This is a genomic window from Lysobacter sp. H21R4, from assembly GCF_015277535.1.
In the GTDB taxonomy this organism is placed as follows: Bacteria; Pseudomonadota; Gammaproteobacteria; order Xanthomonadales; family Xanthomonadaceae; genus Novilysobacter; species Novilysobacter ciconiae.
This window is the reverse complement of the sequence record NZ_CP063772.1, coordinates 1,516,537-1,528,157: the sequence shown is the minus strand read 5'-3', so window position 1 is coordinate 1,528,157 and position 11,621 is coordinate 1,516,537. Positions and strand designations below refer to the sequence as shown.

The following is an 11,621-nucleotide window of genomic DNA, read 5'->3' as shown; positions in this document are numbered from 1 at the left end:
GCGGAGTCTGCATATGTCCGACGCCAAGCGCGCTCCTGACAAAACTGCAGCGCCCGGCGTCGATCGCATCCGTGTCGGCATCGGCGGATGGACATACGCGCCTTGGCGCGCGGGAATGTTCTATCCCGCCGGGTTGGCGCAGCGTCGCGAGCTGGAGTACGCCAGCCGGCATCTGACCGCCATCGAGATCAACGGCACCTATTACCGCGCGCAGAAGCCGGCGATCTACGCGAAGTGGCGGGATGAAACGTCTGAGGGATTCGTGTTTTCGGCGAAAGCGCCCAGACGCATCGTGGAATCCCGCATCTTGGCGAACACGGGCCCGCAGATTGACGACTTCATCAACGGCATTGTCGAACTGGGCGATCGCCTTGGGCCGCTGGTCTGGCAGTTCACCGCCAGGCACAAGCTCGACGCGGAGGATTTCGCGAAATTCCTCGACCTGCTGCCGAAAAAAGCGAACGGCCGGCGATTGCGCCACGCGCTGGATGTGCGCGATCCGGCATTCGTTGACTCCGCCTATCTGGATCTCGTGCGCAGCCACGGTATGGCGACGGTGTTCACCGACTCGAACGAGGAGCCCTCGTTTGCCGATATCACCGGCGATTTTGTCTACGCGCGACTGATGCGCTCACACGCTGACAGCATCACCGGCTATGAGCGCGGCGCCATCAAGGACTGGGCGCGCCGGGCAAGACTCTGGGCCAGCGGCCGGGAACCCGGCGACCTGCCGCGAATCGGTCCGCGACCCGCCAAGCCGGATCCAAAGCAGCGGGACGTGTTCGTTTTCTTCATCAGTGGGGCGAAAGAGCGAAACCCGTGTGCAGCGATGACGCTGATCGACGAGCTTTCGAGTCATTCCGCCTGACGTCCATCGGCCGGTGAAAATCATGGCCCGCTGCCAGCGCCCGAAGTACGCGCCGGCGGCGACCGTGGATCATCATTTCAAGACGGTTTGAGCAGCTGCGGCACGAATTCGCGCAGCGCCGCCTCAAGCAGGGTGCGGTCCAGGTCCGGTTCGCGGGTCTGGCGCACCTTCAGGCCTTCAAACAGCAGCTGCATCAACAGGGCGCGTTGTTGGGCCAGCGCGTGCGGCAGGCCGGGGCGGCCGTCCTCGTCGTCCTCGGCCAGCCAACCGGCCAACGCGCCCCGCATCGCCCGGTCAAAACCGTCCAGGGAGGCGGCGATGCTGGGATCGCGGGTCGCCTCGGCGGACATTTCCAGCAGCAGCGCCGGGTTCATGCCGCGGGTTTCATCGTCGCCGCACCGGTCGAAGCTGGCGATCAGTTCGGCGGTGATGTCGACCTTGCGCTTGAGGTTCATGTCCTTGAGCAGCATCGCCAGCTGGTGCTCGACGATGGCCAGGATGATCTCGTTCTTGCCGGCGAAATACCGGTAGATCAGGCCCGCGCTCATTCCGGCTGTGTCGGCGATGTTGGCCATGCTGGCGCCGTGGAAGCCGCGCTCGACGAAGCATTTCTGCGCGGCGACAAGGATCCGCTCGCGCTGCGCCTCCACGCGCGCTTCGGCCTTGTTGGCTCCAGGAAGGTCCGGCGTGGCGTTCATTGGCCTTCGACCCAGCCTCCGCCCAGCACCTTGTACAGCGTGACGCGGTTGGCCTGTTCGGCAAGCAGCGTGGCCACCAGCGACTGCTGGGCGTCGTACAGCGTGCGCTGGGTGATCAGCAGCGTGAGGTAGCTGTCCAGGCCGGCGTCGTAGCGGGCCTGGCTCAGCTCGTTGGTACGCGTGGCCGCCTGCAGCAGGGCTTCCTGCGCGATGCGCTGCTGGGCCAGCGTCTTGCTGAGCGCGAGCGCGTCGGCGACTTCGCGGAAGCCGCTCTGGATCGACTTCTCGTACTCGGCCAGGGCGATGTCGCGATCCGCCGTTGCCATGCCCAGGTTGGCGCGCAGGCGGCCGCCCTGGAAAATCGGCAGGTTGATCTGCGGCATGAACGACCACACGCCGTTGCCGGACTTGAACAACCCCGACAGCTCATCGCTCGCCGAGCCGATCGACCCCGTCAGGCTGATGGAGGGGAAGAAGGCGGCGCGCGCGGCGCCGATGTTGGCGTTCGCGGCCAGCAGGCGGTGCTCCGCGGACATCACGTCGGGCCGGCGCAGCAACACGCTGGAGGGCAGGCCGGCAGGCAGCCCGGCCAGGCCGCTCACGGCCGGTTCGAACCGGGTCGGCAGCAACGCAGGATCGAGCGTGTCGCCCACCAGCAAGGTCAGTGCGTTGATGTCCTGGGCCACCTGGCCGGCGAACCGGGCCACGTCGGAGCGCGCGGTTTCTACCGTGGTGCGGGCCTGGTTGACATCCAGCGCCGACAGCGCGCCCAGCTCGAAGCGTTTCTCAGTCAGGTCAAAGGCGGCTTGCTGGTTCGCCAGCCGCGCTTCGGTGACGCGCAGCAGTTCCTGGTCGGCAGCCAATGTCAGGTAGGTGTTGGCCACTTCGGCCACCAGCGCGAGCTGCGCGGCACGGCGCGACTCCTCGCTGGCGAAGTAGCTCTGCAGCGCTGCGTGGCTGAGGCTGCGCACGCGGCCGAACAGGTCCAGCTCGAACTGCGCGATGCCCACCCCGGCGGTATAAAGGTCGGTGACCGGCGCGTCACCGCCGGTGCGTTGCAGCTCCGCGCTGGCGCCCACGGAAGGCACCCGGTCGGCGCGCTGGATGCGGTACTGCGAACGCGCGCGCTCGACATTGAGCACCGCCACGCGCAGGTCGCGGTTGTTTTCCAGGGCCTGGCCGATCAGCTGCTCCAGTCGCGGATCGACGAAGAAGTCGCGCCAGCCCACATCGGCAACCGGTGTTGCGCCCAGGTCCATCTGCGGCTGGGCGGCGGCCGTGGACGGCCGATTGGCATCGGCCGAGGTGGTCGGCGGAAGCGGCCACTCGGCGGGGATCGCGGGGGCCACTTCCGGCACCCGCGGCTCGAGCATCGCGCAGCCGGACACGAACAGGCTGGTCGCCAGCGCGAGCGCGGTCACAAGTGGCTTATGCATTGCGGTCGTCTCCTGCTGCGAGGGCTTCGGCAGCGGGTTTGCGCAGGTCACGGTCAAACAGCAACTCGATGACCACGAAGAAGAGCGGGACGAAGAACAGGCCCAGCAGGGCGCCGACGATCATTCCGCCGAGCACGCCGGTACCGATCGCGCGCTGTGCACCCGAGCCCGCGCCGGTGGCGATGGCCAGGGGTAGCACGCCCATGCCGAAGGCCAGCGAAGTCATCAGGATCGGGCGCAGGCGCTCGTGCACGGCCTTCATGGTCGCGCGGATCAGGTCCATGCCTTCCTTCTCCATGTAGTCCCTGGCGAAGGTGATGATCATGATCGCGTTCTTGCTGGTCAGCCCGACGGTGGTCAGCATGGCGACCTGGAAATACACGTCACGCTCCATGCCGCGCATGGATGCGGCGAGCGCCGTGCCCAGGATGCCCAGCGGGGCGACCATCAACACGGCCGTCGGGATGGTCCAGCTCTCATACAGCGCGGCCAGGCAGAGGAACACGATCAGCAGCGAGAGGGTGTACAGCAGCGGGGTCTGCGCACCGGCGGCGCGTTCCTGGAAGGACAGGCCGGTCCACTCGATCTCGAAGCCCGGCGGCAACTGCGACGCCAGCTCCTCGACGCGGTCCATCGCCGCACCCGAGCTTTCGCCTGGGGCCGCCTCGCCGTTGATCTCCATTGCCGGCACGCCGTTGTATCGCTCCAGGCGCGGCGAGCCGTATTCCCAGCGCGAGGTACCGAAGGCCGAGAAGGGCACCATCTCGCCCTCGTTGTTGCGCACCGACCAGCGGTTGAAATCCTCGGGCACCATCCGGAACGGCGCATCGGCCTGCAACATCACCCGCTTGACCCGGCCGCGATCGATGAAATCATCGATGTACTGGCCGCCCCAGGCAGCCGCCAGCGTCGCGTTGATCTGCGCCGCCGACAGGCCCAGCGCTGCCGCCTTTTGCTGGTCGATGTCCAGACGCAACTGTGGCGCGTCTTCCTTGCCGTTGGGGCGCACGTTGACCAGCATCGGATCCTGCGAGGCAGCCCCGAGCAACTGGTTGCGCGCATTGACCAGCGCGTCGTGGCCGAGGCCGGCGTTGTCCTTGAGGTAGAAGGCGAAACCGGCCGACGTGCCGAGCTCGGGAATCGCCGGCGGCGAGAACGCGAACGCGAATGCGTCCTTGATTCCCGACAGGCCCATCATCGCGCGACCGGCCACGGCCGTGGCCGCCAGGTCCTCGTCCTTGCGCTCGCTCCAGTCCTTGAGCTTGATGAAGGCCATGCCGCTGTTCTGGCCAGTGCCGCTGAAGCTGAAGCCCTGGATGGAGAAGACCGACTCCACGGCTTCCTTCTCGTTCTCCAGGAAGTAGGACTCGACCTTCTTGATCGACTCCATGGTCCTTTGCTGGGTCGCACCGACGGGCGCGACGATCTCGGAGAACAGGATGCCCTGGTCCTCCGGCGGCAGGAACGAGCTGGGCAGGCGCAGGAACAGGAAGCCCATCAGCAGCACCATCAGCGCGAAGATGCCCATGTAGCGCTTGCGGCGACCGATCATCGAGCGCACGCCGCGCTGGTACTTGGCGCTGCCGCTGTCGAAGTGGCGGTTGAACCAGCCGAAGAAGCCGGTCGTCTTGCCGTGTTCACCGGGCTTGATCGGCTTGAGCATCGTCGCGCACAGCGCCGGCGTCAGCACGATGGCGACCAGCACCGACAGGCCCATCGCCGACACGATCGTGGCGGAGAACTGCCGGTAGATCACGCCGGTCGATCCGCCCAAGAACGCCATCGGCACGAACACCGCCGACAGCACCAGGCCGATGCCGACCAGGGCGCCGGTGATCTGGTCCATGGACTTGCGCGAGGCCTCCAGTGGCGACAGGCCTTCCTCGCTCATCAGTCGCTCGACGTTCTCCACCACCACGATCGCGTCATCCACCAGCAGGCCGATCGCGAGCACCATCGCGAACATGGTCAGCATGTTCACCGAGAAGCCCAGCGCCGCGAGGATGCCGAACGTGCCCAGCAGCACCACCGGCACGGCGATGGTCGGGATCAGGGTCGCGCGGAAGTTCTGCAGGAACAGGTACATGACCAGGAACACGAGCACGATCGCCTCGATCAGGGTCATGATCACGCCCTTGATCGCCACCCGGACGAACGGGGTGGAGTCGAACGGAGTGACCGCCACCAGGCCCGGCGGGAAGAACGGCTTCAGCTCCTCGAGGGTCTTCTTCACGCCATCGGCCGTGTCCAGCGCGTTCGCGCCGGTGGCCAGCGAGATCGCCACACCGGTCGCGGTCTGGCCGTTGTAGCGGGTGATGAACTCGTAGTTCTCCGCGCCCAGCTCGACCCGGGCCACGTCGCCCAGCCGCAGCACCGAGCCGTCCTTGTTGTTGCGCAGCATGATGTTGCGGAACTGTTCCGGGGTCTGCAGGCGGTCCTGCGCGGTGATGGTCGCGTTGATCTGCTGGCCATCGATCGCGGGTGCACCGCCCAGCGTGCCCACGGCGACCTGCGCGTTCTGCGCCTGCAGCGCGGCGGTGATGTCGGCCGGGGTCAAGGCGTAGGTGTCGAGCTTGTCGGGGTCGAGCCAGATGCGCATGGCGTACTTGGCGCCGAACACCTGGATGTTGCCGACGCCGGGGACGCGGCTGAGCGGATCGGCGATGTTTGCCCCCACGTAGTCGGCGATGTCGTCCTTCTCCAGGCTGCCGTCCTCGGACACGAAGCCGATGACCTGCAGGAATCCGCTGGAGGACTTGCTGACGTTCACGCCCTGGCGCTGGACTTCCTGCGGCATCAGCGGCATGGCGGACTGGAGCTTGTTCTGCACCTGCACCTGGGCGGTGTCCGGGTCGGTGCCTTCCTCGAAGGTCAGGGTGACCGACGCGCTGCCGTTGGCCTCGCTGGTGGAGGAGAAGTACATCAGGCCGTCCAGGCCTTTCAGGTTCTGCTCGATGATCTGGGTCACCGAGTCCTCGACCACCCGCGCGGACGCGCCCGGATAGTTGGCGCTGATCGACACCGTGGGCGGCGCGATCGTCGGGTACTGGGAGATGGGCAGGGTGAAGATCGCCAGCGAGCCGGCGAGCATCACGATGATCGCGATCACCCAGGCGAAAATCGGGCGGTCAATGAAGAAGTGGGCCATGGGGGATTCTCTGCTTACTGCTTCGAGGCCGGCGCGTCGTCAGCGGGCGTGGCTGCATCGGCGGGCGGCGCCGGGTCGGCGGCATCGGGATTGGGTGTGCCGGGCGACGCGGCCGCCGGTTGGGCTGGCGCGGGCGCGGCAGCGCCGGGGGCGGCCGGGGCCTGGGCCTCAGCTCCGGCTTCGGTCGGCTGCACCGGCGCGTCGGGCTGCACCTTCTGCAGGCCCTCGACGATCACCCGGTCGCCTGCCACCAGGCCGTCATCCACCAGCCACTTGTCGCCGATGGTGCGGCTGACCTTGACCTGGCGCACTTCAACCTTGTTCTCGGCGTTGACCACCATCGCCGTCGCGTGCCCCTTGGGGTCGCGGGTGATGCCCTGCTGCGGCACCAGGATCGCGTTCTGGCGGACGCCGCCGCCGATCACCGCGCGCACGTACATGCCAGGCAGCAGCAGGTCGTCGGGGTTGGCGACCTTGACCCGCAGCGCGTAGCTGCCGGTGGTGGGATCGACGCTGACCTCGGAGAACTCCAGCTCGCCTTTCTGGCCGAACTCGGTGCCGTCCTCCAGCAGGATCGTGACAGGCATGCTGCGGCCGTCCTCCAGCTTTCCCGACGCGAGTCCCTTGCGCAGTTCAAGCAGTTCGCTGGCCGACTGGGTGAGGTCGACGTAGATCGGATCCAGCTGCTGCACCGTGGCCAGCGCCTCGGGCTGGTTGGCGGTCACCAGCGCGCCCTGGGTGACGGAGGATTTGCCGATCCGGCCGCTGATCGGAGCGGTGATGTGGGCAAAGCCCAGGGTCACCTGGGCGCTCTGCACGGCCGCCTGGCCGGCAGCGACCTCGGCCTCGGCCTGGCGCAGCGCGGCAATCGCGTTCTCATTGTCCTGCTTGCTCACCGCATCGATCTTTGCCAGGTCGCTGGAGCGCGCGGCGGTGAGCCGCGCTGCCACCAACGTCGCCCTGGCGCGGGCCAGCTGCGCCTGCGCGGTCGCGGCCGAGGCCTTGTAGGCCGCGTTGTCCAACTGGTACAGCGGCTGCCCCGCCCTGACCATGCTGCCTTCCTGGAACAGCCGCTTGGCGACGATGCCGCTGACCTGCGGCCGCACCTCGGCAATCTGGAAGGCGGTGGTCCGGCCCGGCAGCTCGCGGGTCAGGGTCGTGGTTTCCGGAGCGAGCGTTACTACCGTGACCGGTGTCGGGGGCCGCTGCTGTGCTTCCGGCTCACCGCCACAGGCGGCGAGGGTGATGGCGAGCGCCAACGGCAGGAAAACCAAGCGGCGGGGGGACCTGGACATGGGAATGGACTCGGGAATTGGAAGAAAAAAGAGCGGAAGGCCGCTCAGACCGGGGGAGAATGAACGATCATTCTTTTGTTGTCAATACTGGCGGCGTGAAATATGAACAGGGGTCGCGAGGGATCCGGCAGAGCCCGTCTCATTGCCGCCGGCCAAAACGCAGCGCAGCAAAGCGGAAATAGTCGCGTTCCGGACTTTAAGTCGCGGTGATTGCGCGCCTGCGAGCGGTCGCACGTGAGTGTCGCGTTCAGGCCGTTCGCGTGTTGCACGGTAGGCTGCGCATCCATTGACCGCGGCGCTGTGACCGCGACGACGAGGTTTTGCACCATGCGACTACCCGCCCGCAACGCGGAGCCGCGCGCTTCGCTCCTGCACGGCTGCCTGCTGATTGCCCTGGGCCTGCCCGCGGGCGTGAGCGCGCAGGCGTCCGGCCAGCCGCAAGGCGACCAGTCCGGGCAGCCAGCTGCCGCGGTGCAGCTGCCTTCGGTCGTGGCCTCGGCGACCCGGATCCCGGCCGACGCCCTCGTGGTGCCGGCCGCCATCGACGTGGTGGAAGCCGACGCCATCCATCGGGCGCGTCCGGCCATCGACCTGTCCGAGTCCCTGGACCGGATACCTGGCGTGGTGGCGCGCAATCGCCAGAACGACGCCCAGGACCTGCAGATCTCGATCCGTGGCTTCGGCGCGCGGGCAACCTTTGGCGTACGAGGCGTGCGGCTCTACACCGACGGAATCCCCGCCACGATGCCGGACGGGCAGGGGCAGGTGTCGCATTTTCCGATCGCATCGGCGGAGCGCATCGAAGTGCTGCGCGGCCCGTTCTCGGCGCTGTACGGCAACGCCTCGGGCGGCGTGATTTCGCTGTTTACCGCATCGGCACCCGCCGAACCGACGCTCTCCGCCGGCCTTGTGCTGGGCGGCTACGGTTTGCAACAGTCCTCGCTGTCGTTCCAGACCCCGTGGGGTGACGGGAACGACGGCAGCTTCGTCGGCGATTTCGCCGATGTGCGCAGCGACGGCTATCGACGCCACAGCCGCTCGCATCGGCGCAGCGGCCAGGCGGTACTCAAAGGCGTCGCCGGCACGGGGACGCGCTACACCGTGCTGGTCAATGGCCTGGACCTGGAGGCCGACGACCCGCAGGGGCTGACCGCGGGCCAGTTGCGTGGTGACCGTCGGGCTGCCAGCGATGGCGCGCTCGCGTTCGACACCCGCAAGACGGTCCGCCAGGGCCAGGCCGGCGCCCGGATCGAGCAGGCGCTCGGCGAATCGCAGACGCTGCGACTGACGGCCCACGCCGGCAGTCGCAAGACCACCCAGATGCTGTCCGTGCCCGTCATCGTCCAGCGGAAGAACCCCATGCACGGCGGCGGGGCGATCGACCTGGATCGCGACTACAGCGGCGCCGACCTGCGCTGGCAATGGGCCTCGAGTCTCCTGGAGCGGCCGTTCTCGCTGACCACCGGGCTGGAACACCAGGTGTCGGAGGAGCGCCGGCGCGGTTTCGAGAATTTCATCGGCGACCGCATCGGCGTGGTGGGCAAGCTCCGCCGCGATCAGGACGACCGCGTCACTGCCCGCGATGTCTACGCGCAGGCCGAGTGGGCTCCGGCCGATCGCTGGCGGATCAACCTGGGCGCACGCCGCAGCCAGGTGCGTTTCAACTCGCGCGACCATTACATCACCGCCGACAACCCCGATGACAGCGGTTCGCTGGAGTACGCGCGCACCTCGCCGGTCGCCGGAGTGCTGTTCCGCGCGACCCCGTGGCTGAGCGTGTACGCCAACGCGGGCGCCGGATTCGAAACGCCCACCCTGTCGGAGCTGGCCTACCGCGATGACGATCGTAGCGGCCTCAACGATGGCCTTGAGCCGGCGCGCAGCCGCAACATCGAAGCCGGCGTCCGCGCACGGCGCGACGGCTGGGAGTGGTCCGGGGCGGTGTTCCAGAGCCGGACCCGCGACGAGCTGGTGGTGGTCGCCAACCAGGGCGGGCGCAGCGTGTACGGCAACGCCGGCGTGTCGCGGCGGCGAGGTGTCGAACTGGCCGGCACCGTCGAGTTTGCGCCGCAGTGGCACCTGTCGGGCGCCTACACCTTCCTGGACGCCGAATACCTGACCGATTTCGCCGCCTGCGGGACGCCGCCCTGCGGTGACGACAGCCTGATTATCCAGGCCGGGCGACGGATCCCGGGGCTGGCGCGCAATACCGCCTGGTCGGAGCTGCGCTGGAGCCCGCTCGCCTCGACCGACGTGATGCTGGAAGGCCAGTTCACCGACCGCATCGCCGTGGACGATGCCAACTCCGAATACGCACCGGCGGCCGCGCGCTTCGACCTGGCCGCCGAGCACCGCATCCAGCGCGACGGGCTGGAGTGGCGCGGTTTCGCACGGCTCAACAACGTCTTTGACCGCGACATCATCGGCTCGGTCATCGTCAACGACGGCAACGGCCGCTACTACGAGCCGGCGCCGGGGCGCCACTGGCAGGTGGGCGTGTCCGCGAGCCGCAGCTTCTGATTGAGCGCAAGAGCGCCAGCGGCAGGGGCGTTGGCGACCGGCTTCGCGTAGGCTCCGGGTTTCGATTTTTCCGGACCATCCAACGATGACGACCAACGCCGCCGCGGCGACCGGCAAGGCCCGGTTCCCGCGCCAGATCCGCTACATCATCGGCAACGAGGGATGCGAGCGCTTCAGCTTCTATGGCATGCGCAACATCCTGGTGCAGTTCCTGATCACCTCGACGTTGCTGCAGCACATCCTGGAAGGCACCGAGCGCGAGCTGGCGGCGAAGGACCTGATGCACACCTTCATGATCGGTGTGTACTTCTTCCCGTTGCTGGGCGGCTACCTGTCGGACCGGTTTTTCGGCAAGTACAACACCATCCTGTGGTTCAGCCTGATCTACTGCGCCGGCCACGCCTGCCTGGCGATGTTCGAGGACAGCCGCACCGGGTTCTTCACCGGCCTGGGCCTGATCGCGCTGGGCGCGGGCGGCATCAAGCCGCTGGTGGCGTCCTTTGTCGGCGACCAGTTCGACCGCACCAACAAGCACCTGGCGAAGCTCGTCTTTGACGGCTTCTACTGGATCATCAACTTCGGCTCGCTGTTCGCCTCGCTGATGATGCCGTTGTTTCTCAAGCACTTTGGTGCCAGCGTGGCCTTCGGTATCCCGGGCGCGCTGATGTTCATCGCCACCCTGGTGTTCTGGCTGGGCCGCAAGCACTACGTGGTCGTCCCGCCGGCCACGGTGGCGGATCCGGACTCCTTCTCGCGGGTCATCCGCACCGCGTTGCTGGCCGAGAAGCCGGGGCAGGGGAGGATGGGCCTGTGGATGGCGATGGCGGGCGTGGTCGTGGCCGCCGCCTCGTTCGCACTGATTCCGACCCTGGGATTCGTGATCGCGTTCTGCATCGCGCTGGTGGTGTTGCTGGTCGGCGTGGGCGGCGGCGCCTATATGCAGCTGGATAGGGCCCGCGGCGTGCATCCGGACATGGCGGTCGACGGCGTGCGCAGCGTCCTGCGCGTGCTGGTGATCTTCGCGCTGACCACTCCGTTCTTCTCGCTGTTCGACCAGAAGGCCTCGACCTGGGTCATCCAGGGCAACGCGATGACCAAGCCCGAATGGTTCGTCTCATCGCAGATGCAGGCGCTGAACCCGGCCCTGGTGATGATTCTGATCCCGTTCAACAACATGGTGCTGTACCCCGCGCTGCGTCGCTTCGGCTGGGAACCCACCGCTCTGCGCCGGATGACCGCGGGCATCGCCTTCAGCGGCCTGGCGTGGATCGTCATCGGCGGCATCCAGGTGGCCATGGACAACGGCGATCCGATGTCCATCGTCTGGCAGGTGCTGCCGTACGCGCTGCTGACCTTCGGCGAGGTACTGGTCTCGGCGACGGGGCTCGAGTTCGCCTACAGCCAGGCGCCGCTGGCCATGAAGGGCGTGGTGATGAGCTTCTGGAACCTGACCACCACCATCGGCAACCTGTGGGTGCTGCTGGCCAACGCCGCGGTCCGCAACGATGCGGTGACCGGCAACATCGCCGCCACCGGGCTCAGCACCGCCTCATTCCAGATGTTCTTCTTCGCCGCCTTCGCCCTGGTGGCCGCGCTGGTATTCGGCTTGTATGCCCGCCGCTACCGCGTCGTCGACCACTACCGGAAAGTCTGATT

Annotated in this window: 7 protein-coding genes; 3 read left to right on the top strand and 4 right to left on the bottom strand. The window is 67.4% G+C overall.

The genetic code is table 11. The features are described from left to right. The first annotated feature begins 13 nt into the window (after positions 1-13). Positions 14-868, top strand: coding sequence for a DUF72 domain-containing protein (locus tag INQ40_RS06995; protein WP_194339773.1), 855 nt, complete (start codon positions 14-16; stop codon positions 866-868). A gap of 77 nt (positions 869-945) precedes the next feature. Here INQ40_RS06995 and INQ40_RS06990 read toward each other — a convergent pair whose 3' ends face one another. From INQ40_RS06990 to INQ40_RS06975, 4 genes are read right to left on the bottom strand one after another with little or no spacing between them, the layout of a single operon-like run. Further along, positions 946-1,566 (bottom strand): TetR/AcrR family transcriptional regulator, encoded by a 621-nt coding sequence (locus INQ40_RS06990; RefSeq protein WP_193983255.1) that lies wholly within the window; start codon positions 1,564-1,566, stop codon positions 946-948. Then, on the bottom strand, positions 1,563-3,002 hold the full coding sequence (locus INQ40_RS06985; protein WP_194339771.1) for an efflux transporter outer membrane subunit: 1,440 nt from the start codon (positions 3,000-3,002) through the stop codon (positions 1,563-1,565). Before INQ40_RS06985 ends, INQ40_RS06990 begins: the two co-directional genes overlap by 4 nt. Beyond that, positions 2,995-6,150: an efflux RND transporter permease subunit gene (locus INQ40_RS06980; RefSeq protein ID WP_194339768.1), complete on the bottom strand. Its 3,156-nt coding sequence runs from the start codon at positions 6,148-6,150 to the stop codon at positions 2,995-2,997. Before INQ40_RS06980 ends, INQ40_RS06985 begins: the two co-directional genes overlap by 8 nt. Positions 6,151-6,164: 14 nt before the next feature. After that, a complete protein-coding gene (locus INQ40_RS06975) occupies positions 6,165-7,445 on the bottom strand; it encodes an efflux RND transporter periplasmic adaptor subunit (protein ID WP_194339766.1) in 1,281 nt (426 codons plus the stop codon). Between the two features lie 327 nt (positions 7,446-7,772). Between INQ40_RS06975 and INQ40_RS06970 the strand changes: the two genes are divergently transcribed. Both INQ40_RS06970 and INQ40_RS06965 read left to right on the top strand, forming a co-directional pair. Continuing rightward, entirely contained in the window at positions 7,773-9,965 is a 2,193-nt protein-coding gene (locus INQ40_RS06970; RefSeq protein WP_194339765.1) for a TonB-dependent receptor, read from the top strand. Positions 9,966-10,050: 85 nt separating this feature from the next. After that, positions 10,051-11,619: an oligopeptide:H+ symporter gene (locus INQ40_RS06965; RefSeq protein WP_194339763.1), complete on the top strand. Its 1,569-nt coding sequence runs from the start codon at positions 10,051-10,053 to the stop codon at positions 11,617-11,619. The last annotated feature ends 2 nt before the right edge of the window (positions 11,620-11,621 follow it).